The sequence below is a fragment of the Paenibacillus farraposensis genome (assembly GCF_020736845.1).
GTDB lineage: Bacteria > Bacillota > Bacilli > Paenibacillales > Paenibacillaceae > Paenibacillus > Paenibacillus farraposensis.
Map to the genome: position 1 here is coordinate 872,874 of NZ_JAFFQR010000112.1, position 23,636 is coordinate 896,509.

General features: G+C 48.2%; 26 protein-coding genes. 1 reads left to right on the plus strand and 25 read right to left on the minus strand.

The features are described from left to right. Positions 1-54: 54 nt before the first annotated feature. Entirely contained in the window at positions 55-669 is a 615-nt protein-coding gene (thpR, locus tag JO375_RS22870) for an RNA 2',3'-cyclic phosphodiesterase (RefSeq protein WP_229526614.1), read from the minus strand. 190 nt (positions 670-859) lie between these two features. On the opposite strand from thpR, the gene JO375_RS22875 reads away from it, so the two are divergent. Continuing rightward, complete coding sequence (locus JO375_RS22875) at positions 860-1,816, plus strand: D-2-hydroxyacid dehydrogenase (protein WP_229526615.1); 957 nt, start codon at positions 860-862, stop codon at positions 1,814-1,816. Between the two features lie 119 nt (positions 1,817-1,935). Here the strand turns inward: JO375_RS22875 and JO375_RS22880 are convergent, their stop codons facing one another. The 24 genes from JO375_RS22880 to JO375_RS22990 form a co-directional block, all read right to left on the minus strand. Further along, a complete protein-coding gene (locus JO375_RS22880; protein ID WP_229526616.1) occupies positions 1,936-2,922 on the minus strand; it encodes a methyltransferase domain-containing protein in 987 nt (328 codons plus the stop codon). Positions 2,923-3,004: 82 nt separating this feature from the next. Further along, on the minus strand, positions 3,005-4,420 hold the full coding sequence (locus tag JO375_RS22885; RefSeq protein ID WP_229526617.1) for a deoxyguanosinetriphosphate triphosphohydrolase family protein: 1,416 nt from the start codon (positions 4,418-4,420) through the stop codon (positions 3,005-3,007). Between the two features lie 250 nt (positions 4,421-4,670). Then, positions 4,671-5,582 carry a nickel transporter permease gene (gene nikC, locus JO375_RS22890; protein WP_229526618.1) on the minus strand — a complete coding sequence of 304 codons (912 nt, stop codon included), beginning with the start codon at positions 5,580-5,582 and terminating at the stop codon, positions 4,671-4,673. A gap of 35 nt (positions 5,583-5,617) precedes the next feature. After that, positions 5,618-6,622, minus strand: coding sequence for an ABC transporter permease (locus JO375_RS22895; RefSeq protein WP_229526619.1), 1,005 nt, complete (start codon positions 6,620-6,622; stop codon positions 5,618-5,620). Positions 6,623-6,652: 30 nt separating this feature from the next. Beyond that, positions 6,653-8,302: an ABC transporter substrate-binding protein gene (locus tag JO375_RS22900; RefSeq protein ID WP_229526620.1), complete on the minus strand. Its 1,650-nt coding sequence runs from the start codon at positions 8,300-8,302 to the stop codon at positions 6,653-6,655. Between the two features lie 713 nt (positions 8,303-9,015). Then, entirely contained in the window at positions 9,016-9,981 is a 966-nt protein-coding gene (locus JO375_RS22905; protein ID WP_229526621.1) for a glycoside hydrolase family 25 protein, read from the minus strand. A 164-nt stretch (positions 9,982-10,145) separates the two neighbouring features. After that, a complete protein-coding gene (locus JO375_RS22910; RefSeq protein ID WP_229526622.1) occupies positions 10,146-10,592 on the minus strand; it encodes a phage holin family protein in 447 nt (148 codons plus the stop codon). Between the two features lie 93 nt (positions 10,593-10,685). After that, positions 10,686-10,829, minus strand: a complete 144-nt coding sequence (locus JO375_RS22915) for a CD1375 family protein (RefSeq protein ID WP_229526623.1) — start codon at positions 10,827-10,829, stop codon at positions 10,686-10,688. Positions 10,830-10,881: 52 nt separating this feature from the next. Then, entirely contained in the window at positions 10,882-11,175 is a 294-nt protein-coding gene (locus JO375_RS22920; RefSeq protein ID WP_229526624.1) for a hypothetical protein, read from the minus strand. A 16-nt stretch (positions 11,176-11,191) separates the two neighbouring features. Next, entirely contained in the window at positions 11,192-11,869 is a 678-nt protein-coding gene (locus JO375_RS22925) for a phage tail protein (RefSeq protein WP_229526625.1), read from the minus strand. Positions 11,870-11,884: 15 nt separating this feature from the next. Next, positions 11,885-12,274, minus strand: coding sequence for a phage tail-collar fiber domain-containing protein (locus tag JO375_RS22930; protein ID WP_229526626.1), 390 nt, complete (start codon positions 12,272-12,274; stop codon positions 11,885-11,887). A gap of 114 nt (positions 12,275-12,388) precedes the next feature. Beyond that, positions 12,389-13,192, minus strand: coding sequence for a putative phage tail protein (locus tag JO375_RS22935; RefSeq protein WP_229526627.1), 804 nt, complete (start codon positions 13,190-13,192; stop codon positions 12,389-12,391). A gap of 45 nt (positions 13,193-13,237) precedes the next feature. Next, on the minus strand, positions 13,238-13,504 hold the full coding sequence (locus tag JO375_RS22940) for a hypothetical protein (protein ID WP_229526628.1): 267 nt from the start codon (positions 13,502-13,504) through the stop codon (positions 13,238-13,240). Positions 13,505-13,563: 59 nt separating this feature from the next. Further along, positions 13,564-14,034: a hypothetical protein gene (locus JO375_RS22945; protein ID WP_229526629.1), complete on the minus strand. Its 471-nt coding sequence runs from the start codon at positions 14,032-14,034 to the stop codon at positions 13,564-13,566. Between the two features lie 14 nt (positions 14,035-14,048). Further along, on the minus strand, positions 14,049-16,658 hold the full coding sequence (locus tag JO375_RS22950; RefSeq protein ID WP_229526630.1) for a hypothetical protein: 2,610 nt from the start codon (positions 16,656-16,658) through the stop codon (positions 14,049-14,051). A gap of 1 nt (position 16,659) precedes the next feature. Continuing rightward, positions 16,660-17,211, minus strand: a complete 552-nt coding sequence (locus JO375_RS22955) for a putative phage tail protein (protein ID WP_229526908.1) — start codon at positions 17,209-17,211, stop codon at positions 16,660-16,662. Between the two features lie 61 nt (positions 17,212-17,272). Further along, positions 17,273-18,424 (minus strand): baseplate J/gp47 family protein, encoded by a 1,152-nt coding sequence (locus JO375_RS22960; protein ID WP_229526631.1) that lies wholly within the window; start codon positions 18,422-18,424, stop codon positions 17,273-17,275. Continuing rightward, positions 18,424-18,894, minus strand: a complete 471-nt coding sequence (locus JO375_RS22965; RefSeq protein WP_229526632.1) for a DUF2634 domain-containing protein — start codon at positions 18,892-18,894, stop codon at positions 18,424-18,426. The genes JO375_RS22960 and JO375_RS22965 overlap by 1 nt, the downstream gene beginning before the upstream one ends. Next, entirely contained in the window at positions 18,881-19,288 is a 408-nt protein-coding gene (locus JO375_RS22970) for a hypothetical protein (RefSeq protein ID WP_229526633.1), read from the minus strand. The genes JO375_RS22965 and JO375_RS22970 overlap by 14 nt, the downstream gene beginning before the upstream one ends. Then, on the minus strand, positions 19,281-20,258 hold the full coding sequence (locus tag JO375_RS22975; protein WP_229526634.1) for an XkdQ/YqbQ family protein: 978 nt from the start codon (positions 20,256-20,258) through the stop codon (positions 19,281-19,283). Before JO375_RS22975 ends, JO375_RS22970 begins: the two co-directional genes overlap by 8 nt. Next, positions 20,255-20,896, minus strand: a complete 642-nt coding sequence (locus JO375_RS22980; RefSeq protein WP_229526635.1) for a LysM peptidoglycan-binding domain-containing protein — start codon at positions 20,894-20,896, stop codon at positions 20,255-20,257. Before JO375_RS22980 ends, JO375_RS22975 begins: the two co-directional genes overlap by 4 nt. 37 nt (positions 20,897-20,933) lie before the next feature. Next, complete coding sequence (locus JO375_RS22985) at positions 20,934-22,958, minus strand: hypothetical protein (RefSeq protein WP_229526636.1); 2,025 nt, start codon at positions 22,956-22,958, stop codon at positions 20,934-20,936. 21 nt (positions 22,959-22,979) lie between these two features. Continuing rightward, complete coding sequence (locus JO375_RS24675) at positions 22,980-23,111, minus strand: hypothetical protein (RefSeq protein WP_007429165.1); 132 nt, start codon at positions 23,109-23,111, stop codon at positions 22,980-22,982. 23 nt (positions 23,112-23,134) lie between these two features. After that, positions 23,135-23,569, minus strand: coding sequence for a phage tail assembly chaperone (locus tag JO375_RS22990; RefSeq protein ID WP_229526637.1), 435 nt, complete (start codon positions 23,567-23,569; stop codon positions 23,135-23,137). Between the last annotated feature and the right edge of the window lie 67 nt (positions 23,570-23,636).

Below are 23,636 nucleotides of genomic sequence, written 5' to 3' on the forward strand. Positions count from 1 at the left end.
AAATGCGCTTTTTGAATAACGCTGAAACAATATATCACTAAATTCGCTGAAAGATCAAGGCTTTTGGAATGGAAATGGGAAGTTTTGAATTATTTGGTACATCGGTTTTTGCCCCATTCGGGTTGCATATAAAACAAATTCTCCCACTTCCCACGGCTTGGCAATTCGGTCATTGGCCTGCCAAACCGGCGGTGGAACAGGCTGCTGCCCTGTGTATGAACGTGCTACGGTGATGTGAGGCCGATAAGGTCTTTCCTCGGGTTTGAAGCCAAGCGACTCGGTAGCCCGAAGTATGGACTGATACAGCTGATTCAGCGGTTCCAACTGTCCCGTAACTCCCCTCCACGCCACACGCGGAAATAGCTCCCGCCCAAAAAAGCCTGCTTCTCCAATACCGAGTGTGAACGGAGCATGCTCGGCTGCAGCTTGATATAAAGCCTGCTCCAATTTGGGAATATCTGCCGTCGCCACATCACCCAGAAATTGTAGTGTCACATGGTAGTCCCTTAAATCACTCCATTTTCGAAACGACAGGTCACCCAAATTCTGCTCTACCCACTGGTGCAGCTTCTGCTTCTGCTCATCTGGAAGAGCAATGGCTGTAAAAAGTCTTTGCGATGGTGAAACGGCAGAGTTTGGTGTTGCGCTGGATTGTTTATCCCTTTCCATTTATTTCGTTCTCCTTTGCTGGATATGTCCCGGCAGTGCTGTCTGGGATATTTTTCATTGCGATAGTGACACCGCGAGCAAGTGATCCTTCTTTATGCTTTTTTTCCGGCAATCTGTTATCCTTGAAAGATGGTTAGGCGGAAGATATTAGGAAGCTCCAAGCTCCATTAAAAGCAAGGAGGCTAGAATCATGGGAAGCATTTTAAGTTTACACCAGCTTACTGAAGAACAAAAAAAGCAAGTTCGTACAGCGGCTCCAGGCCATGAGCTGATCATTGGCAAAGCCCAAGAATTAGAGGCCGGGCAAATCCGGCAGGCCGAGATTATCTTAGGCTGGTCCAAGCATATTACCGAGGAGGCGCTGCATCCGGACAGCAAGCTGAAGTGGATACAAACCTGGTCGGCAGGAATTGACAAGCTGCCGCTGGCTGAGCTGGAAAAGCGCAGCATTTTACTTACGAATACAAGTGGTGTGCATGCGATTCCGATTACAGAGCAAATTTTTGGAATGCTGCTGTCTCATACCCGGTATCTACAGCAAGCAGCTCTCCTGCAGCGTCAGAAAACATGGCAGCAACCGGAAGGTCAACTGACGGAATTACGTGGCAAAACGCTGCTGATTACAGGTGTTGGCGAAATTGGCCGTGAAACAGCTCGGCTAGCCCAAGCCTTTGGCATGCGGGTGATCGGGGTCCGGCGTTCCGGCCAGTCAGCTCCCCATGTAGAGCGTATGTACACGAACGAGCAATTGCATGCAGCGTTGGCAGCTGCGGATATCGTGGTAAATATTTTGCCCTATACCAGGGAAACCCAGCACTTCTTTGACGAAAAAGCATTTGCTGCCATGCGTAAAGGTGCGTTCTTCATTAATGTAGGCCGCGGCGGCACCGTTCATACAGATGCGCTTGTATGCTCCCTGCAGCAAAAGCATATTGCCTTCGCCGGACTGGATGTGTTCGAGGAAGAACCGCTGCCCGCGTCACATCCGCTGTGGAGTCTGGAGCACGTTCTGATCACACCGCATATCGCAGGTGACACGGATCGGTATGCAGAACGAGCGGTAGATATTTTCCTCACCAACTTGAAAGCCTATGCCGCCGGACAGGAGCTGCCGCTGAATCTGGTAAGCTATAGCGCACAATATTAAAAGATCTATGAGATAAAACTCGGAGAAAACGGAGTAGACGGAATGGTTCTGTACCAGCGGCAGCGTTCGCTTTTGCCCCCGGATTTCTACCATGTTAAAGTTCAGTTTTTATGGCTCAGCTACTCACAAACCCATATTTCCCGGCTCATCCCTGTCTTGCGTATGCGGCATTGCTCCTTAAGAGTCCAGCCTGACTCGGCTAGCAGTGCTTCCATCGGCTCCTTGCTTACAATCACCGCCCGTGCGGCCAGGTATCTCAGACTGTACAGCATCTTCTGTCTTTCATCAGCAGAGAGCACGGAGCACAGGTTATAGGGCATATCCAATATAGCTGCATCGTACGTGCCCTCCAGCATATTTATATCCCCGTGCTTCACCAGTTCCTCGTCATATCCATAATGACGCAAATTGACGCGCGCTCCACGTACCGCCAACGGGTTGATATCATAACCCCGAATCGACTGCCCCATGCTCAATGCTTCAATGATCACATTGCCCATGCCGCAGCACGGGTCCAGCAGTTCGAGTTCGTCTCCATCTGCCTTGCGCGCGGCTCCGGAATGAACTGCCATATTGACAAGCGCCCTGGCTACGAACACCGGCAGGCCAGTAGAATAATTCTGCGGTTTCTGGCGGCGCTCCATCCAGGAACGGTCGCTATACACGCACCGGCCCAATAGCCACCGCTCCCCTGCCCTTATCACACCGAGTGTAATATCCGGTTCCTTCATAAACGCCTGTCCTTGAATTCGCGCACCAATCCGGCGTTCTATCCCGCGCCGCTCGTCATAGTCGGCCTTGTTGTCGCCTTCCTTGAGACACAGAATCTTGAAGGTCTTTCCGCCTTCAAGCTGTAGCCTGGATGCTGCTTCGCACAGTTCTTCCAGCGTGCCTGCATCCACGGCTATATCCAGCCGAAGATGAATAAACGGGCTCGTCCCCGGCTCCAGCCGCCACTCGGACAACAGGATGGACTCATGCACAGGCGGCTGACCGAACAAGCATTTTAATTCCAACAGGCATAGCTCTCGCTCTGTTTCATGGCACGCATAGGTGTATACGTACCTTTGTTTTGTTTCGTTCGTGTTCATTTCATGTTTGTTCATATCATATAGAATCTCTTTTCATTTGGAATGATGTTATCCATTAAAAACTAGTTTCTTCTATTATATAGAGTTACATTAAACATCAGTCCAGATCATAAATGGAGCCTACCTTCAAGCCATACAGCTCATTATAAATTTTCTCGGCAAACGCATCGGTCATGCCTGCAATATAGTCGATGACCATGTGCTCCCATGCCCAGATCGGCTTGGCCTTAGCCTGGTCACGCTCATAGCGCTGGAGCCAGTCAGTCGGAATGATGGACTTGGACGTCTCAGGGTCCAGAAAAGCCAACCATAGCCGTCTAAGCATCCATTCACTGCGCTTTTGCAATCGCTGTACGCGCAGATCGCGGATCATCGTGACCCAGGCGAAGCTTTTCAGCACACTTACGGTACGGAGCATATCGAGATCCTCGCTTCCATCGCGCACAAAAGTCACCTTTTTCCAATCTCCATCCTCAATAACACCCAAGCTGCTGACAAACAGACTGACCCAATATGCCTTGACTTCACGACGTGTGCGGGAATAATCGTGCTCACACATCGGCATCTTGCCATTCCATACCTTCAAAAATTCGCTCAATACAGCTGCCACCTTCTGCTCAATCTGAGCCAGCTGCCAGCCCTGCCAGAAGCTATCCTCCAACGTCGTGATTTTTTCCGTAATCAGACGAATCAAATACGGATCATATAAAAAATGTTCATGCACCTCAATTTTGCCTGCCTTAATCCCATCCTCCAGATCATGCGCGGAATAAGCGATATCGTCACACAGATCCATAAGCTGAGCTTCCAGCGTTTTTTTACCATCCGGGATGCCCCAATCCTGGCGAATGGAATGAATGTATTCCCACTCATGCAGGTACATCCCTTTCTTATTCAAAATTCCCGGATAGGGGTACTTATTGATTCCCAATAATACGGCATCGGACAAATTCAGACCGTCCACATCCTCGCGCTTCTCCAAAAACATAATTAGCCGAAAATTGTGCGCATTCCCTTCAAAATGCTCATAGATTTGCCGTTCACGTGCATAGGCCTTCAGCCCCCGCTTGGACTCTGGCGTGAAGCCTCCTGCGGCGGCGGCTTTTTCGACTTTCGTTTCAATTAATTGATCTAAAATGCCATCCAGTACCTCTTCGCCCTTATGTCCGAACGGTGGATGCCCAAAATCATGCGCGATGGCCGCACATTCCACCACCTCAGAGTCAATGATCAGTCCGGCGTTATCCGCCTGCTCCAACCCTACCTCAGGATGACAGCGCAGCAAGCTTCGTGCTGCTTCACGTGCAATCTGTGCTACCTCCAGAGAATGCGTCAGCCGTGTGCGGTAATAATCGCCTGTACCTGCGCCAAACACCTGTGATTTGCCTTGCAGCCGACGGAAGGTCGGTGAATGAATCAATCGGGAATAATCCCGCTCATACGCTGCCCGTGAAGCATCGCTTCGTGTCTGTTCCGCAAATTGCCGATGCTCTCTCTTGTTCTGCCATGTCATAATGTCCACTCCCAACGTACTCAATTGGAGTGATTATACATTTTTTTCACGTCACAGGAAAGCTTACATGACTTTCAGCTGTAAAAGTTGCATTTAGCGCCGTTGCGCAGTCGGATGGTGTTTCCCATATGTACTTTTTCAGTTCTACTCCAACACGAGAAATATCGTACAAAAAAGGTGTTTCCCGCCATTAGATTCAGGGAACACCTCTTTTCTTCTATTTCCGTTTATATACCTCGCTACCTTTGCCCTAATGCTTTGCCCTCGGGTCCAGCACATCCCGCAGCCCGTCACCCATCAGGTTGAAGCCCAAGACGGTCAGCATAATGGAAATGCCCGGAAAAATGACCGTCCACGGCCCATTCTGGATATATTGGCGTGAATCGGACAGCATTTTGCCCCATTCCGGTTCAGGAGGCTGTGCACCTAGGCCAAGGAATCCAAGCGCTGCCGCTTCGATGATCGCTGTCCCTATCCCCAGCGTTCCCTGTACGATGATGGGCGTCAGACTATTAGGCAAAATATAGCGCAGTATAATTCGGGCATTGTTCGCCCCAAGCGCCCTGGCAGACGTAATATATTCCTCCGTTTTGACACTCAGCACCTTGGAGCGAACCAGTCGTCCATACGTTGGCACGTTAACAATCGCAATAGCGTACAGCGCATTTTCCAGTGAAGGCCCTAAAATGGCCACAATAGCAATCGCCAGCAATATCCCCGGAAATGCCAGTAAAATGTCGAACAGGCGCGAAATGATCATATCTGCCCATTTCCCATAAAATCCGGCGATCAGACCCAAAGCGGTCCCGACGATCATGGAACAAATAACAGACAGAAAGCCGACCCATAACGAAATTCTGGCCCCATACAGTGTGCGGCTCAGCAAATCTCGCCCGAGATCGTCTGTACCGAACCAATGCTCCGCCGAAGGAGGCTGCAAGCGGCTGACCAGGTTTTGCTCTTTATATTCAAAAGGAGCAATCCACGGCGCAATCAACGCAATAATGACAAAAAAGACAATAACACTCAGACCGATTAATGCCATCTTATTATGCTGAAATGCCCTCCATGCATCCCTCCAAGGGCCAGACACGACAGGCGAATGTGTCAATATCGTGCGTGTCGTCGATATGTTGTCGGGTTCCATTGAAAATTGTGACATCGGACAAGCTCCCCCTTGAGTAATTGACGACTTGATCACTGATAATGGATACGTCGGTCAAGAACCGCGTACAGCAAATCGACAATCAGATTGATGATGACGAACAGGAACGCAATGATCAAAATTCCGCTTTGAATCACCGGATAGTCACGCGAGCTGATCGCTTCAAAGATGTACCGTCCGATGCCGGGCCATGCAAAAATGGTTTCCGTCAGCACTGCGCCGCCCAGCAGCGAGCCGGTTTGAAGACCAACGACGGTAAGCACGGGAATGGCGGCATTTTTAAGCGCATGCTTGTACAGCACTTGAAAAGATGCCAGCCCTTTCGCCCGAGCTGTGCGGATATAGTCCGCATCCATAACCTCCAGCATGCTGGAACGGGTAATACGCGCAATAACCGCCATCGGAATGGTTCCGAGTGCGATGCTCGGCAGAATCAAATGCTTGATGACGGTCCATACCTGTTCCATACGGCCCCCTATGATCGCATCAATAATCGCCAGATGCGTCACGGCCTCTACCGGATCACGGGAATTCATCCGTCCGATGGAAGGAAGCCAATGCAGCTTATTGGCAAATATCCACTGCTCCATCAAGCCCAGCCAAAAAATCGGCATCGACACCCCGACAAGCGCTATGACCATGCTGACATAGTCGAACCAGGAATTTCGCTTCCAGGCACTCACGATGCCTGCGTTCATCCCGACCACAACGGCGAAAAACATGCTCGCTGCCGTCAGCTCCAGCGTAGCCGCCAGATAAGGCACCATTTCCCGGACAATCGGCTGCCTGGTGCGGATGGAATCACCCAAATCCCCATGTGCCAGCTCGCTCAGATAGGTTCCATATTGCTGTACCCATGGCTTATCCAGTCCCAACTGCTCGCGTAGCGCCTGCTTGGACTGCTCTGTGGCCTTGTCTCCCAGTATGGTTTCCGCAGGATCGCCCGGAATAGCATGAATTATCGAAAACACGATGAGTGTCATGCCCAGCAATACAGGAATCAATACGGCCAGTCTTTTTAAAAAATATGCATTCATATCCAATTCACCGCCTGCCCTGTGTTTGGGCTATTCAAAATAAATATTACCGAACGACTCACTGCTTGTTGGAGAAGGTACATAGCCTTTAAGGGTTGTCTTTCCTGCCATCACAGGTGTTGTGTGTACCAACGGAATCCATGGCGCATCCTTTTTAATAATTTCCTGCGCTTGCTTATACAGCTCAGTCCGTTTGTCCTGATCTATTTCCGTTTGAGCTTTTACCAACATTTTGTGCAGCTCCTCATTCACATAAAAACTGCGGTTATTGCCTGGAATCGTATCCTTGTCCAGCAGTGTGTACAAAAAGTTATCCGGGTCGCCATTGTCCCCGTTCCAACCCAGCATATACAAATCGTCCTTTTCTCCCCCTTTAAGATCATCCAGGTACGTAGCCCATTCCGGGGATTGAATATTTACTTTTACACCAATTTTTTCAAAATCAGCCTGAATGGCTTCTGCCACCTTTTTACCATCAGGCATATACGGACGTGATACCGGCATGGCATAGAAGGTTAACGGCTCAGGAAGTCCATTAGGGAAGCCCGCCTCCGCCAGCAAGGCTTTGGCCTTGTTCAGATCATAAGCATAATCCTGGATGCTGTCGTTATATCCCCATAACGTAGGTGGCATCGGATTGACTGCAGGCTTGGCCTGCCCGGCAAACAATGCATCAATGATAGCCTGTTTGTTCACTGCGTGATTCAGCGCCTGTCGCACCTTGGGATTATCGAATGTCTTTTTCTTTAAATTGAAACCAATGTACGCCACATTAAAGGATGGACGTTCAATTCTTATTAACTCACTGTTACCTTCCAGTTGCTGCACATCATCCGGATTCATATCATCCATCAGATCAATTTCCCCGTTTTGCAAAGCATTAAATCGCGCGGTATTGTCGGGTATGGAGCGAACAATGACCTTAGCCAGCTTCGGCTGCCCCAGTTTCCAATAGTTTGGATTTTTATCCAGCGTGATAGAGTCATTTCGTTTCCATTCCTTAAATACGAACGGTCCTGTACCGACCGGATTGCTTTTGAAATCACCCTTTTTCTCCTGAACGGCCCTGGGACTGGCGATTCCAAACGAAGTCATGGCCAAATTTTGCAGAAAAGGAGCCTGCGGCTTGTTCAGCTTAAATTGAACGGTGTTGGCATCTACGGCCTTGACCGATTTGATGATCCGGCTTTTTTCAGAACCAAACATGGAATCATAGTAATCAAATGAGTCTCCCTCATATTTATACGAACTTTTCGGATCAGCCCAGCGCTCAAAATTAAAAACAACTGCTTCCGCATTAAAGTCAGTTCCATCATGGAACTTTACACCCTGACGCAGCTTGAACGTATAGATCAAGCCATCTGGCGATACTTCCCAGCTTTCTGCCAATCCCGGCTGTACAGTCGTTGTGCCGTCCTTATACTCCAACAGGGAATCAAATACCTGTTGTCCGATTTTAAGGGATTCGCCATCGGTCACAATAGAGGGGTCCAACGCGACCGAATCCCCGCCGCGTCCGTAAATTAGCGTATCCTGAAGGCCTTCTCCCGTTCCGCTCGGCGGTTGCCCGGCCTCTGGTTTCGCTCCCGTTCCTCCGCAGCCGGAAAGCGCCAAAACAGCTCCCAACGCAAGCACCAGCAGTACGGTCCAGATATTGCGTTTTACGTATTTATTGCCCATGCAACAAACCCCTTTCACACCTCATATATTGTTAAATCGTTGATACTGGATGGAAGCCAATCCTATGGGTTGGCATGACAGGCCTGCCTTTAAGCTGTAGTCCCAAGTTTCAAGTTCATTCAATAGGTGTAGGAGAAGGGTAGTTTTGCAGATTCTATGGACAGGCTTTTTTTAAAAATACGGGTCAGAAGCTTTCATAAGCTAGTGGTTGAGATGCTTTAGAGTCAATGAGTATATGTAATTAAAACGAAGAGGAGTATGTTAGATCGTGGTAAAAGTGTGATATATACTCACAAAACAGTGAATATAATGTTCAAGCAAAGCTGATTAATGGATACTTTACTATAAAATCTGGAAGCAGACAAGAGTGTTTTTCATGCATTGCGATATGTTTCTATGTATCATGTTAATTAATATTACAAACCAGCTTACATGAGCATATTCTAATCATTGCTCCTGCTTATGATCCTTACGTTCCAAGCAGGAGCATGATTTTATCCCAAAAATGTATCCAGCGCCGAACCTGCAGCCATAGCTTAAGCCCCTTTGACAATGGAAGAATGAATGACCCTCCGCTACTTTGTAGGTGAACATGTCACCCTTGCATTAAGGTCCCCATCCTTTTGCTCCCAGTTTCCAGGCACGTTCTGAAATAAACAAACATACAGGTGCTATGACAGCTTGATCCGGCCGTGAATGAGTTCCTTCGAAGATCATTTTGTTGTTTTGAATATACCCAGACGGTTCAGCACTACCAGTAGACGATAAAAATCATAGCTGCTTGGCAGCTTCGTATCGACAATCGGGCTTGCCGGGTTAAAGGCCACGGCAGCAGTCATTGCTTCTTTCGCCCACGCTGGTACAGGCATCGACTGACGGGCTTCCAGCTCAGCTACTCGCTGATCCACCTTTTTAATATAAGCACTCTGTTCATTCAATGTCTGCTTGAGCACATCCTTGCTATTTTCAAGTTCGGCGACCTGCTGCTGCAAAGCCTTAAATGCCGCTTTTTCTTCCGCTGTCATCGGCTCATCCCCCTCTTCTCCTGCAAATGCCCGGCGCAACTCGTCCTCTGTCCCAGTGTATACATTCAGGTCAACCGGCCCTTGGATCCCGGCCACCCGTCCGCTATCACTATATTGCCAAAAATCCCAGCTTTTCCATGCTGTCGTATCACTGGGCACCCGCGTGCTATAGCGTGCGATCCACAGCTTATAGCTGCCGAGCGGAGCTTTGAAGTGTGCGGCAAAGGCATTGCCCGTATATACCATCGGCTTGCGTCCGCTCACCCGTTCAAACTCCGCTAAAAATGCCAGCGCGACCTCATGAATCGCATCTGAGCTAAGCCCGCCCGGATTGTTTTCATAATCCATCACTGGCGGAAGGTCCAGCGTTTTGGCGCCGCCAACCTGATCCAGTACCTCGGCAAAATGTCTTGCTTCCGCTTTTGCTGCGTCTACACTGGTCGCATCTACAAAATGGTAAGCTCCCAGCAGGATGCCAGCTGCTCTTGCCCCTTTTGCATTCGTGATAAAGGTCGGATCGACGTAGCGCTGCCCTTGGCTCGCTTTAATAAATGCAAACGATTTGCCATCGGCACGTACACGCTGCCAATCAATCGTTCCCTGATACCGGGACACGTCAATGCCTTCGGCAGCATTAGGGCTGCGATTTTGCATAAGTCGTTCCCTCCTTCTCGTTCATTTGTAAGCTTGCATTCCAACGCTGTTTTTGTTATCCATATGCTTGGACCAATGAAACGGTTTGGGCTTTTCCACCTTTGCGCCAAAAATAGGACAAAGGCGTACCAGGCCAATGTCAATTCTTGTCCCCGTATAACCTTTTAGGATGCTTTATTTCCTTTATCGGAAGGGTCTGTGGACTTGGTCTTCTCCCCGTTCGACTTGGATTCAAAAATAGCGACCGCATTCCGCAAAATATCCGGCATCGGCACCCCCATTCTGCCCACATTTTCAATAATCGACAGCAGCTCATTCGCCAAATAAAAGAAAACGACGGCATCCCGGAAATAATGTGCATCCCCCAGAATACCGTCGATCAGATGAGCCACCGTAATCATTAAAAACACTGTAACCTTGCGAAACACACCGTAATAGCCCTGGCGGCTTTTCAATTGCCCATTAATCCAGGCCGCCGCCCAGCCGGTGAAAAAGTCGATAATGACCATCCATAACAGCAATGTCAGCATCGTCGTCCACCCTCCGAAAAAATAACCGGTCAGGGCCCCCGTAGAAACCCCCAGCCAAATCTGATCGATTTTTTCATGCATATTTGTTCCCCCTTTTGATACAAAGATGTGAAATGAATGCCCTTGGACTGACCCAAGGGCATATAAAAATACGCTCTGCATTGGGCGTGTGAATTATAATTGTTCTGTTTTTATTATATCTAAATTTGTCTTAACCATGTCTTTCAGCACTACTGGCACATCCTCAATCGTACGACGACCAGATAGAATAAGATGCACGAAAGTTTGCGCGAATACTTTTTTGATTTTATCATCCATCGGATTTCCTCCTTCGGTGGCTATGTCAAAGCCAAAAACTCTTCTTAAAAATTCACTGAATTTCGGTACGTTGCGACATAATGAGCTGAATTAGTCCTGAAATTGTCTCTTTATTATCTAAATCAGCTTGTTTTAACACCTTAATATCTTCCTGGAGCTTTTCCTTAGCAGATAGCTTAGGTTTAGATACCGGATTTTTTTCAAACTTACCTGTGTCAGGGTGGTATATACTCCCTAACACATCAAATCCATCAACTTCAATCACTTTATCGCTTACTGGTGCTTCCATACTCTGTGATACCGCATAAATTACGTAATCATTATTATATTGAGCAAAATATTTCAATACCAACACCCCCACCTTAATTAAATTCTATGACTTCAAAACTTGCGAAAATATAATTCTCTCCACTTCGTGAGTGAGTAAATTTGACTTGCGTTGAGTTTATAATACTGGCCGTATGAGGAGTGTCGTCTCCAAAAGTTGTCAAGTTTAACATTGCTTTTTGGACATTAACAGGAGCAATGTTAACAATACCGTCAGGCACAGTACTAGAAATACTAAATCTTTGTATGCTTTTCACAGAGCCTGCCTCCTTTATGTTGTTAATAAGTTGTCTTAATTCATCACCAATTGCCTTTACCGCACTCGGCGTAGCTGCCTGATCTGTAGCTGTGCTCCCTGTAGATGTATTAAGCTGTACAATTCCTCTTGTCTGAGTAGATGCAGAAGGCAAATCCGATGCCGGGTGACTATGCTGCTTTGGTGCTGCGTACTGCTCTGTATACTTCTTGGCATTCCCCTCTGCTGCACTCCATGCCGCTTGCTTGGCTGCGGTAACATGAAGCTCAGTATTAGCAGCATGATTGTCTAGTGCTGCCTTTGATGCAATGTCGTTCCCCGCCGGATCAGTTTTGATATTTTCAATCTGTGCAGCCAATTCCTGATCATTTGCATAAAGGGTATCAATCGGTACATTCAGAACGTCCGCATGTCCCTGGTCAGTGGTAACAAATCTGCGTGGCTGTTGGATACTCATATTTTTTTATCCTCCTTAATAAATGTCGTCAATCTCAAAAATAAACTCCATGTCGCTGTCTTTAATCTTATTGGTCATTGTCCGGATGGCCGTCAGCTTACCCGCTGAATCTACCAAAGCAAGCTCATTAATCGTCTCACCCGCCAATTCAGTTTCCGTAAGTGAGCAGGTATAACGGATTGTCGCAGGAGCAATGAATTCAAAGCTGGTAATATCCTTCTGAACCAGTTCCTTTTTCAGCGCCTGTTCTGTTCCATCCAAAGGCAGCGGCTTACCCGATTGATCCACACCCCCGCTGCCAAACGCCATTTTTACCACTTTTGTCAGTATTCCTCCCTCAGCGCGGGCACGCGCCATTTGTTCTCTTGCGTAAGCAGTCGTGACTGTCAGAACTTGTTCTGCCATGCTTACCATCCTCTCTGTTTTCAAATTAAAATTGATCCTTAGCTAAATCGATTGCAGGATAACCATGTTGCTGACTTACAAATCCCTATCAGTGGTACATGAGCCAATATGCTTTTAGATGGAAACAACTGTTTCAGTTGAGCTTAATATCCGATTTCCATCCAGTTTCATACTCCCATCCAGCTTCCAATAATGATCCCGAATCTTCACACTGCCTTCCTGTCGATTATCCACATGATGCAAAATGGCTAGCTTCATACGGTTCGAATTCCGCAGGCGTTCCCCAGTCCAACCGGACAAGGAAGCTGCACCATTCAATTTCTCAACACCATCCAAATGCCATGGCCTTCCACCAAAAAAGTGAACTCTTGAACGTAATCTTATACGTGAAACAACCTCATTCTCATGAAGGAATAGAAGCCTAGTCTTGTAATTCATATAAAAAGCAAGGTGAGCAGGCTTAATATCTTCTATGATCTTTTGGAAATCCACTCTATTTTCAGGGATATGATTTTCAAAACTTATACCAAACTTGTACTCGGTCGGAGCAAAATTCACTTCTCCTTCGACGCCAAACGAGTTCATTATTTTCCGTACTAAATCTCCTGAAAATTTGCCACTGCCGCGAAGCTTCGACTCCACTACGGCACGCCGCTGATCCAACGGTTTTTCCAAATCAATAGGGATACCCAACTCCCTCTCCCAACGTTCCAACGCCCAAGTGGCGGTCCGAACAAAAAATTGGGCCAAGATTTCATCCAGCGCGAGATATAGAGTATCCAGTTCACTTCCCTTTGCATCCATATCGGCGTGCATTACACGGGAGGTTTCATAATAAGCCGGTAGATATGAGAATAGCTCCTGTCCACGTGAACTGAATATTTGCTTGTTGATATCACCCGTGATCCATTCTTGCATACATCCTCGTTCCTCCTTTGGTACAGGCTGTTTTGGCTCTGTTTTCTATACTGTTTTTTTGTGGAAAATAGAGCTATACCATTTAACCTTTTCTTCCTGTTTATTGGAAACCTCTGTAGATGACGAATTCATCCTATTATCCAGCATCAGATCAGAGCGATTAGAGATAATCATTTTCATCACTTGCTCACGTTGCTTTTCATCCAAAGCATAGCTTCCAATAATTTTTGCCATGTCACTCTCGCCCTGATCATAACGAGTAATACAAGCTTGGGCACAAATACGCAATTGAGCTTCTGTTAGAGCTGCCATAGTGATGACTTCACCTCTTTTGTATAAATTTTGTAGCTGTATATAGCAATCAGCACACCTTATTTGCCTTCATTACCAAGCAAGAGCTGAGTCAGCGTCACTTCGAGATCTGCTATACGCTGCTTCAATTGGTCTGCCTCGTGTGGCTGTTGCTCCGCTTTTTGTGTCAGTTCCTCGATAGCTTCGTCATTCAACCCTTCACCCCAGAATGTTGTCGGGTCTCTTCGTGTCATCTTTTCGTCATATTCTGCTTCATAGGTCAGCCAACCTTGTATGTCAAAACGAGGATGATATAACCCCGGTGGCACTGGAATACCCACGGTATAACCAGCAGGGATGTTTTCTGAATTTGTTTCATCTTTTGCACTCGAACTACTGGTAGTATGCTGATAATTGTCTAGCTGCTGGTCTGTATCAGATAGTGCGAGCGAAGATGGAGTATAAAAAGGGACGACGCCCGAAAAGGCATCGTCCACCAACTCGTCCTCCAGATAGAGGCCGTCTTTATTTACTTTAGGCACTGCTTTCATTCGGCTTTCCTCCTTTATTGATCTGCCAAAAACGTGATTCCGTCTAGCGACAACCACTCATTTCCCCCGGTGTAGGGGATCACTATTCCCGTTGGGGCGATCTCCAGGTTACCTATCGCAACCGCTCCAGTTGTGACTTTCGTAACAGTGACGTGCTCAGACATAGCGCTCGGTTTGTACCCGTCAGGCAGACGGAACACGGCCGACCCGTTAGGCCCTGATTTCAGCATGCCTCTCAGCCTCACAATCCCGAGTACGTCTTTGTAATACCCGACAGGTTGTAGGGTTGAGTAGGCGGTCCAGCCGTTAAGCAACGTCGGCGTAATCCAAGCAGGATTGTCTTTGTCAGCCTTCTTGTTCTCCAGCACTGACACCCGCGCCACGTTCTGCTGTACACTTTCTACCAAGTCCGCAAGCAGCGACTTTTCACTTACGGCATAACTGCCGACAAAGGATGCAACAGGCGACTTGTCCAGCATCAAGTATGTGACACTGTATATTGCCGATTGATCAAACCTAGCTCCCGATGTGAGCGCTTGAGAGACCCCGTATACATTTTGATCAACGAGTTGGACAGCTACAGTCCAACTATTGTCCTTCCCATTCCTATAAACTGCGAGAATTTTACTAGTTCTTTCGCGAAGCTTACCCGCTCCACCTAAAGCGCCGTTAATCCAGAAATTATTCCCGGAAGGAGAAGGTTTAACGCCCTCTCTAACTATCAACCCCGTACCTACCTCAACCTGATTATCTTCCTCAATAAAGGATAACTGGCCTTCGGATACGATAGGCTCTACTGTAGGTGTAGCCAACTGATATATAAGCTCATAAGGCGTCCAATTTTGTGCTAGAGTTGTTGGTAGTGTCGCTGTAGGGTCCGCAAAAGCACGAAACACGCCGTCTTTACGGCGGCACCAAGCTTTCGACCCAGTGCCATTATACACATTGCCTGTTGGGTTGTCAGGATTAGCTGCACCACCGTTTAATGATCCGTCGTACATCACCCAACCCATAAAATAAGCCTTGATCTCATCTGCTGTCGGTGTGTAACTGTCTCCCCATCCGCTGTCTGCCGAGGATACTGTGACGTACATTTTACCACCTGTTCCGTAAGCTCTATCAACGATTGTGAAAGTCCCATCAGCTACTAATATCTGCCCGTCATATTTATACCCAGTGCATCCTAGGGCGATTTCAGTCGCATTGGATACTGAACTCACTTCTATATTTTTATACCCGATCCTGGATGCTTGCAAAGCGTAAGTTAATCCGCCATCCAAAGTCAATCCTTGCCACTTACTAGTCTTAAAATACTGCCCATCACGCTCGAACACTGTATCAGCATTAGCTCCTGTAACTGGATCAGCGTACAGGTCTGTTTGTATTGCCAGCATGGAATCCTCGCGCGGTTTAAATGGTTTGGCGGTATTACCGATGTTGAGAATTGGATTGTAGAATTTATATTTCGTACCTACAGGCCAACTCCAGGTATCGACGTTAAATTCATTTGTGTAATTTGTAACACCACTAATATGCACGCCAATTCGAACAGCAGTTGCATCTATTCTTATAACTCGTGATTCACCAGGATTTATAAACACCCCTTGAATACGTATTCCAGAGGAGTTATACGTGGATATCCGCATTTTGCCTGTGCTTTCAGCGGGATTGGTAATCGTGTACTCTTTGTTCGGAATCACATCAAGATAAATAACTGCATATGCATCCGTTCCAATTGCTCCGCTTAAAAGCTCTCCCTCAATAGAATATGGCGAATCAATTGATATTTTGTGACCTGTTGTTTTCCATTCATAAAATGGCGGTAATAAATTCTCCCCATACCGTATCGCATACGGATTACGTACAGGCATTACACTATCTACATAAGGATACTTAGCATCAATTTGCTCCCCTGTCATCTCCGCCAATGCAGCGTATTCGCTTGCTGAAATTTCATATATACGCACAGCTTCAAAGTAGGAATACTGTCCTTCAGTACCCTCTATTATCAAATCTATGTTTGAAGTCACGTCGCTGGTAGGAGCAAATCTAAGCCAAGTCGTAGTAAATTTAGTTCTATCCGTAACTTTCGTTCCTGCCAGAACGCTAGGGAGAGATATTCCCGCATTTGTAGCGTTACCTACTTTCGCCTTTGCGATTGCAACGTAATATTTTCCAGCCAAAAATTTGAAATTGCTATAAAATCCAACTCCGGCTGTATATCCCGATTTGATCGTTACTTTTAACGAATTAAGCATTGTTCCTTTATTCGAAGTATCCAGCACTAGATCGGATTGAGAGGGGAGTACCCCTGTTAGGCTGCTCAAATTCCCCCATCGTCCCAACAAATTCACCAACGTACGCCCGCTCAGTCCCGTCAGCGAAAAGGGCGCAGCCTTTTCCGCATGAACAATCTGCAACCCGGGTTCCAGAGTTACCGTCTTACGCTCCGTCGTATCCAGACGCTTCTTGATCGCATTCACACCATCATTTACGCCACCTGCGAAATCGTCTACAGCACGCCAGTTTTGATCCAGATACTTCTCCAGATCAAAATACGTTGTTTTGGGCGACGTGCGGTCAATTTGATTTAAGCCAAGATTTGGTGTTTTCTCGCTTCCCATGCTATGCGCCACCTCCTAGATATCTATCCTGTGTTGTATGTTCGTTTTCATAGAGGGTCATAGACTCGACCTCGGCAATGGTCAGGTAGCGTAATCTGTACTCCACCGCCATGTGAGCAGGCTTGATCTCCTCGATAGCTGCTTTAAGATCATCCACATTAGGCGGAAGTCCGATGGTATCTATAAATTTGACCGTGAATCCCCATTCAGCTGGGTGAAAAATAACATCTACCATTCCCCCGTCATACGCTTCGGCTACATTTTTGACAAGACGGCCGGAAAAAGTCCCTGCCCCTCGCAGCTTCGATTCCACAACTGCGCGTCGCTGGTCTAGCGACTTGCCAAGATCGGTTTCGATGCCCAGCTCCATTTCCCAGCGTTCCAGCCCCCATGTAGCGGTACGTACGAAAAACTGCCCCACCGTTGCATCCATTGCGAGATACAAGGCGTCCAGTTCGCTGCCCTTCGCATCCATATCGGAATGCATCACACGTGAGGTTTCATAATAGGCAGGCAGATGAGAAAACAGCTCACGTCCCCGCAAGCTGCTCATTTGATCCTTTATATCCGCTGATACCGCTACCTGGTTGGCAAAAGTATCATTATCATTTGCGTTACTCACTGACACTCACCGTCCCCAGCACTGCCACCTGTCCTGTTCCAATCTCAATATTCTGATTGCTCTGTCCATTGATTTTCAGATCGGAGAAATCAATAATGATCGGAATGTCCAGCAAAACAGCAGAAATCCGGGTATACCGGACCAACGGGTCTTCCTTGCAAAAAGCAAGCTGCTTCAAATAAGCCTGCACACCGCTTTCGATCAGCTTTTTGATTTCATCCAGTGTGGACGGCTTCTCCTTGGTACGCTGTACTTTGACCGAAATGTTAATCGCCACTTCCTTCGCTGGCATGATCGTCACCACAGGACCTGCTGGTGCGAGCCCTTCGCCTTGACCATCCTGGGTCGGATCAATATACTTCTGCACCGCAGCGACGATATCCGGGCTGGCAGCCCGTTTGTCCGTGTCCAGCACATATAAACCTACTGTTCCCGGTCCCTTCCACAGCGGAACAACCTCCACACCACCGACTCCGGCAATCTCATTCGCCCACTGGGTATACTGCGCCTTGTTGCCGCTTGTGCCCTGGTTTCGCACCTTGGCATAAAAACGCTCCAGCAACAGCTGGTCGCTCTCCATGTCTGTGCCGCTTTTCGTTTCCTCTGTATTGATTACGGAGGAAACACCGCTAATCGGGGTCGCCATCACCTGAATGACACCTGCAGGCACGTTGCCGCTGCGTCCAGGATTGATCGCCCGAATGCTCGCAGTTCCTGTCCCCTGTTCATCCAGCGTGACCGATACCGTGGTCGCATACTCAATGGAAGCTTCCCCGGATACATCATCTGCCGGAGTCGCTACCAGCGTTCCCGCCGGAACGGTCGCTCCCGCTGTGCCTGTAAACGTGACTGTACCTGAAGCGGCAACCGCTTCTCGCCTTGTCACCCCATGCTCTGCTGTTCGCAAATCCAGTTCCGGTGAGTGAAAATCCGGGTTGTCGCTGGCTGCCGTACTGGCAAAGCCGCGCCGCAGCAGCTCCTGCGCCCAGATGGCCGCTTCAGATAGCATAAATGCGACCGGAGCCTGCGCATCCCAAATAAAAGAGCCTTCGGACTTATCAATGTCCGAAGGCACTTTTTCCAGCATCCGATTTAAAATGTTCTCTTCCGTCTGGTCTACCAGATATTCCGGCAAGTCTGCCATCAGATCACCACACTTTCCACAATTTCCGTTTCGTCACGCACATTCGTAATCTGGCAGCTAAAATGGCATGCTTCGCCTTCCCAGCGGAATGTGAACTGATCCACACTGGCTGTTCGGGCATCGGCCAGCAGCGCTTCCGTGACCATGCGTTTAATTTCACTTTCCTGCACTCCGTGCCCGTAGCTGCTGCCAATCAGCTCCTCCAACTCGCTGCCATAGTCAGGGGAATAAATCACATGACGGTAGCGAGGGGTACGAATCGCTTTTTCACACCACTGCACCCAGGCTTCCTTTTCACCTGTGGCGACGATTTTACGACTGGGGCTCATGACGAACTCTCCGGCTTCAAAATCAAACCGCCAGCTTCGCCCAAATACTGCACGATGGTCCTCCAGCACATCCGGATCGGTCATATCTGTATCTGTCCAAATCAAATCATCGGTTTCCGGAAATAAATTAGCCACGTCCATTCACCACCTTGCATACAACAACCACATCGTTACCACTATTCACCCGAACCGCAAGCACACGATCTCCGGGTTTTAGTCCTTCGTTCAGGCTCAGATTTACATCCTTTAGCTTGTCCTCCCCGATATAAAAGGAAGTTTTGAGCTCTTTGCCCTCCCAATTCTCGGCTTCCACCGAGGCCGAGGTCCCTTTATACATATGACGGGGCACAGACAGCAATCCCGGCAGCTCAGCGACCAGATAATCCTGAAGCTCATGTTTAAAATCGTCCAGCTTGAGTCCCGTGGAGGTAATCGTGCCCAGCACCGCGCCTACTCCGCTCAGCGCTTGCTTGGTATGCTTGTGAAATGAGGATTGCAGAGCGGTGACCAAATGCCCGTAGGGGTCCTTATTCAAGATAAAACCTCCTTTTTACATCGTCATATGTTCCCAGCTCCAGCGACATGCTGCCCGGATTCCCTAATTCCCTGCTCACGGAAATGACCAGCAGCTTCATGGAACCGAGCATCACCGCGTCCCCTGCTCGAATCGTGTTCATGTCCGGCGCATTCACGGATATGGTCTGCTGTATGCCTCTCAGCTTGCTTTTGGCCAGTTCACGCGCCGCAGCACCGGATTTCACCTCATCATCCTGTACGATGACCTGCAGGGTTCCGTATTTGGCAATGTCCTTTTCCTGAATCGCCATCACCTTGGAGGGAACCTCTTTGCCTGTTTCACTGGCTGCCGTAGCCAGCACCTTCACTCTCGTGGCGGCGCCTTCCAGCGTACGGGATTGTGTTGTATCCGTGACTCTCTCGAGCACATACACATCTTTGTTCGTTCCCAGCTCGTACAGCTCCAAGCCGGAAGAGATCATCCGTGGATGATATAGCTTGCCGCCCGCCTTAGCCGTTTCCCGCAGATCGCCCAGCATCATGGAATAAATGGACTGTGTCCGGTATACCGCGCGTCCGAGCTGTTTTTTCGTATCCGGCAAAGAAGCGATTTTCAGCTTCCAATCCCTCGCGTATTTCTGAAAACGCTGGGTAGCCGTCTGCTTGGCAGGAAGCAAATATTCATCCTCCGATTTGTCCAAATACACCGTACGATCATACAGCGTCAGCGTCATGCGTTTTAGTCCACTGTTGGAGGTTTCCACTTCCCAGACAACGGCTGGGGACAACAAGGGGACATAGTCCTTTTTTCCATACGGAATTCCGCTAACACGGATCGACATCCCCGGAGAAATGGGCGGCAGATCGGGCGTAACGACCAGATTGACCGTGCCCTGATAAGCGATTTGCTCTAGCGAGTCCCTCAAATTGATATTCTCCACGAGCGGCGACAAATCATATTTATCCTGTAAAATGACTTTATAGCTCATAACAGCACCAGCTTTTGCCCCGGTTTAATCGCATTCGGATTTTGCCCAATCACCTTTTTGTTAAGCTGATAAATACGACTCCATTGCGAGCTGTCTCCCAGCTCCAGCTTGGCAATTTTGGACAAGGAATCCCCGGATTTAACCGTATATGTTTTTTTCTTTTCTTTCATATCTGTCCGAGGCTTTTTGTTGACTGTCGCGGACTTCGAACCGCTGCCAGCTTTTTTGGATACCTTCATTTCCCTCCAGGTCCGCAGCGACAGATCAAAATTCACATCCCCGGATTCACCGCCCCGAAAGGTCGAATTATGAGAGGCTACAATAACAGGCACATTTACGGATGTCCCGCTTATAATGAAGCGCAGCGGCTTTTGAGACAACAAGAAACCATTCAGCGTATTCATAGCTTCCTGCGGATCAGGGATGTTCCTATATTTACAATACGATTCATCGTACTCCTTGGGAAAAAAAGAAGAGAAGGAGATTTCCTTCACCTTCTCCCCTTGCGGAAAATCAAACTCCCCATAGGATAAAATCGTCGCCGTATCAAACCCCTTTTGCCGTGAGATCGTTACTTCCTCGGGATTCACCGGAAACACAAACTTAAATCCTTTGCCATCTGTCAAACTGAATTCCATCTCTTTCCTCCTTTCCCATAGCTACCATTCCACTGTATTACACAGCTCCTGCGCCCGCCGGCTTGGTGTTTTGCGTTGCCCGCAAAATTTCAGCTTTGAGACGGTAGCCAATTTGCGTAATCAATCCATCCACATCCAGCTTGTTTTCATGCACAGTGACCTGTACAGCCCCGGCTGGAAGATTGAACTGGTTGGTGGTTTCCGTTTTAAAATCCTTCAAAAAGCCAGACAGTGTTCCCATTTGCTCAGGGCTGATCTGTACCACTTGAGGAGTCGGATTGCCATTGACTTTACCTTTCGCTTTGGCTCCATTGTTCGCCTGAGCCGCAGTATTCAATAATGGGCTTGGGTTGACACCCTGATTAGCGATAGCCATTGGTCCGTGATGGTTAGGAACGCCTTTTGCACCTGGTTGCATAGGTCCATATACGGCTGGAGTGCCAGGGAAAGGCGGCATAGGTGGTAACGGTTTAGCGGCCACGGCTACAGCCGGTTGAGGTGGTACAGCAGGTTTGGGAACTGCGGGCGGTATTACTTCCTTCTTAGGCTTGTCATCTCCGCCAAAAGAAAAGAAGTTAGAAATGCTATCACCAAAGGCTTTGGATTTTTCAGAAAGCCAGCCTGTTACCTTGGATGCCTTTTCCTTGATTTCAGAGCCATGATCTGAAATCCAGCCGCCTACTTTGCCCCCTAAAAAGTCACCTGCTAAACCGCCTACATATGAGCCAACAGCAGTACCGACACCTGGAAGCAAAAATGTCCCTATTGCTCCCCCTACCGAACTCCCAACAGCCCCACCTACAGTGGAACCAATCGCTTGTGCGCGTTCCTTGCCCGGAGCTGATGTAGCTATGCTTGCTACATCTGCCAAGACTCCCAATGGCCCGCTAATGAACTTTTTGCTTATGCCCAGGCTTTTGCTCACTTTTTTTACTAATCCGCTGTCTTTTACCATATCCAGAACGGAGGAAGCATCTAGATCTGTTCCACCAGCCAGTAACCCTCCAACAATGCTGAGAGCACCACCAGACCTGGAAGAGCGACGACCCCGAGGATTTCTTGGAGAATTTCTTGGATTATTTCTTGGGCCTGGAACTCTTCTGCCAGGACTAATTCGGGGATTGGATTCCGCAGAACCCGCAGCGCTTGGTCGTCCGCCTCTGCTTCCTCGTAATGAGCTTTGATTTCTAGTACTATTCCTCGCAATATCTCCGGCTCTTGAGCTAAAATCTCTTTGACCACCCGAAGATCGCCGGCCACCGCCTCTACTCCCGGACCTTCTGCCTCCTGAACGTCTGCCTCTTCTCCCAGGAACATTGCCACCACCAATACCGCCGCCATTAGATCTATCTGACGTAACTTGAATTAATTTTTTAATTAATTCTTTAATCTCCGAAAGGTCTTTATTGCCTGATGCACCTTCAGTGTTTCCTTCTGCCGCCTCTTCTTTCTTTGAAGAAAAGAGAGTTTTTAGTCCGCTTATTGCGCCGCCTTCTCTCCAGGCGTCTTTTGTTGCTGTCCACTTTTCTTTTCCTTTTGAAATTGTATCAGGAATACTTAGGATAGTTTTAGCACTTAAATCCTCACCAGTAACCCCTTTGTATACTTCTTGGACAACCTTGGCAGGTTCATTATACTTTTGCAGTGCCTCAGCCCAAGCAGGAAGCTTTTTCTCTTCTTCCTTAGCAGGCTCATCTTTTTTAAATATATTTGAACGGGAGTTACCTTTAACTGCTACTGTATTCTTATTAAGAGCTATAACAAGACCACTAATGCCGTCGATAGATACACTACTGCTGCTTTTCACCTTCAAATCCACGTTCCCCGAGGCGCGAATGATCTGGGATTTGACCCGGTTAATCTTACTCAAAAGATTATCCAAGCCTTTGGAGGCCTTATCGTTCAGCACAATTTCCGGGGCCATGCGAGTACGGCCGATTTTCAGAACACGCCCTTGAATCCGCTCAAAATAGCGTTCCATTGCGCGTAATTCGCGGTTCGCCTTAATGACGTTTTTGGGATCAATCACAAGGTTCATGCGGTAATTTAATGCTTCTGCCATCTATCATGTTCACCTCCTTCTTTATGCTTTGGAAGCTGCCATGCTGTCCATTTCCTGCTCGGCAAACGCCAGCAGCAGCATTCGCTCACCGCGGGGAAGCCGCCAAAAGTCTCCGGGACGGAGGTGGTGCCGGACCCACAAGTGGTACAGCATCGTCGTCATTCCCCCGGAGCCGATTAGTTTTTTAGATCAGCAATCTCAACGCCAAAGCCGGACAGCTCCAGCACCTTATCTCCTACCGCATCCAGCTCACCTGCCAGCAGCATACGACGGACAGATTGTTCGCCACCGGACAGCTTCAAGCGGCTTGTAATCCGGGGATCGCCCCAGCCGTTAAGAGACAAGCCCTTCACTTCCAGCTTGCCGGTAGCTTCCGAGATCAGCAGGGCATTAAAGGTCTCGGTATCTACCTTCTCATCCACTGCACCCTTCACGGTCCGCCGAATCGTACAGCGTTCACGAATGCTGTCTACTTTGCTGGAGGTCAGGCCGTGCAGCACAATTTTCATATCGAGGCGCTTGATGCGAACCGTCTCCTCCGGCAGCTTTTCAGCAGCTTCAAACAGGCTGTCCAAAATTTGTTCTTCTGTCATATTGTCATTCAAGCTCATAAGTCATTCTCCCTTATTTTTAATTTCAGGATTTTACAAAATCCTGATTTGTATTTGGGGAACGGAA

Excerpts from the sequence above, each read along its gene's own strand:
- thpR (WP_229526614.1), bottom strand. The coding sequence starts at position 669 with ATGGAAAGGGATAAACAATCCAGCGCAACACCAAACTCTGCCGTTTCA.
- JO375_RS22875 (WP_229526615.1), top strand. The coding sequence starts at position 860 with ATGGGAAGCATTTTAAGTTTACACCAGCTTACTGAAGAACAAAAAAAG.
- JO375_RS22880 (WP_229526616.1), bottom strand. The coding sequence starts at position 2,922 with ATGAACAAACATGAAATGAACACGAACGAAACAAAACAAAGGTACGTA.
- JO375_RS22885 (WP_229526617.1), bottom strand. The coding sequence starts at position 4,420 with ATGACATGGCAGAACAAGAGAGAGCATCGGCAATTTGCGGAACAGACA.
- nikC (WP_229526618.1), bottom strand. The coding sequence starts at position 5,582 with ATGTCACAATTTTCAATGGAACCCGACAACATATCGACGACACGCACG.
- JO375_RS22895 (WP_229526619.1), bottom strand. The coding sequence starts at position 6,622 with ATGAATGCATATTTTTTAAAAAGACTGGCCGTATTGATTCCTGTATTG.
- JO375_RS22900 (WP_229526620.1), bottom strand. The coding sequence starts at position 8,302 with ATGGGCAATAAATACGTAAAACGCAATATCTGGACCGTACTGCTGGTG.
- JO375_RS22905 (WP_229526621.1), bottom strand. The coding sequence starts at position 9,981 with ATGCAAAATCGCAGCCCTAATGCTGCCGAAGGCATTGACGTGTCCCGG.
- JO375_RS22910 (WP_229526622.1), bottom strand. The coding sequence starts at position 10,592 with ATGCATGAAAAAATCGATCAGATTTGGCTGGGGGTTTCTACGGGGGCC.
- JO375_RS22915 (WP_229526623.1), bottom strand. The coding sequence starts at position 10,829 with ATGGATGATAAAATCAAAAAAGTATTCGCGCAAACTTTCGTGCATCTT.
- JO375_RS22925 (WP_229526625.1), bottom strand. The coding sequence starts at position 11,869 with ATGAGTATCCAACAGCCACGCAGATTTGTTACCACTGACCAGGGACAT.
- JO375_RS22930 (WP_229526626.1), bottom strand. The coding sequence starts at position 12,274 with ATGGCAGAACAAGTTCTGACAGTCACGACTGCTTACGCAAGAGAACAA.
- JO375_RS22935 (WP_229526627.1), bottom strand. The coding sequence starts at position 13,192 with ATGCAAGAATGGATCACGGGTGATATCAACAAGCAAATATTCAGTTCA.
- JO375_RS22940 (WP_229526628.1), bottom strand. The coding sequence starts at position 13,504 with ATGGCAGCTCTAACAGAAGCTCAATTGCGTATTTGTGCCCAAGCTTGT.
- JO375_RS22945 (WP_229526629.1), bottom strand. The coding sequence starts at position 14,034 with ATGAAAGCAGTGCCTAAAGTAAATAAAGACGGCCTCTATCTGGAGGAC.
- JO375_RS22950 (WP_229526630.1), bottom strand. The coding sequence starts at position 16,658 with ATGGGAAGCGAGAAAACACCAAATCTTGGCTTAAATCAAATTGACCGC.
- JO375_RS22955 (WP_229526908.1), bottom strand. The coding sequence starts at position 17,211 with ATGAGCAGCTTGCGGGGACGTGAGCTGTTTTCTCATCTGCCTGCCTAT.
- JO375_RS22960 (WP_229526631.1), bottom strand. The coding sequence starts at position 18,424 with ATGGCAGACTTGCCGGAATATCTGGTAGACCAGACGGAAGAGAACATT.
- JO375_RS22965 (WP_229526632.1), bottom strand. The coding sequence starts at position 18,894 with ATGGACGTGGCTAATTTATTTCCGGAAACCGATGATTTGATTTGGACA.
- JO375_RS22975 (WP_229526634.1), bottom strand. The coding sequence starts at position 20,258 with ATGAGCTATAAAGTCATTTTACAGGATAAATATGATTTGTCGCCGCTC.
- JO375_RS22980 (WP_229526635.1), bottom strand. The coding sequence starts at position 20,896 with ATGGAATTCAGTTTGACAGATGGCAAAGGATTTAAGTTTGTGTTTCCG.
- JO375_RS22985 (WP_229526636.1), bottom strand. The coding sequence starts at position 22,958 with ATGGCAGAAGCATTAAATTACCGCATGAACCTTGTGATTGATCCCAAA.
- JO375_RS24675 (WP_007429165.1), bottom strand. The coding sequence starts at position 23,111 with ATGCTGTACCACTTGTGGGTCCGGCACCACCTCCGTCCCGGAGACTTT.
- JO375_RS22990 (WP_229526637.1), bottom strand. The coding sequence starts at position 23,569 with ATGAGCTTGAATGACAATATGACAGAAGAACAAATTTTGGACAGCCTG.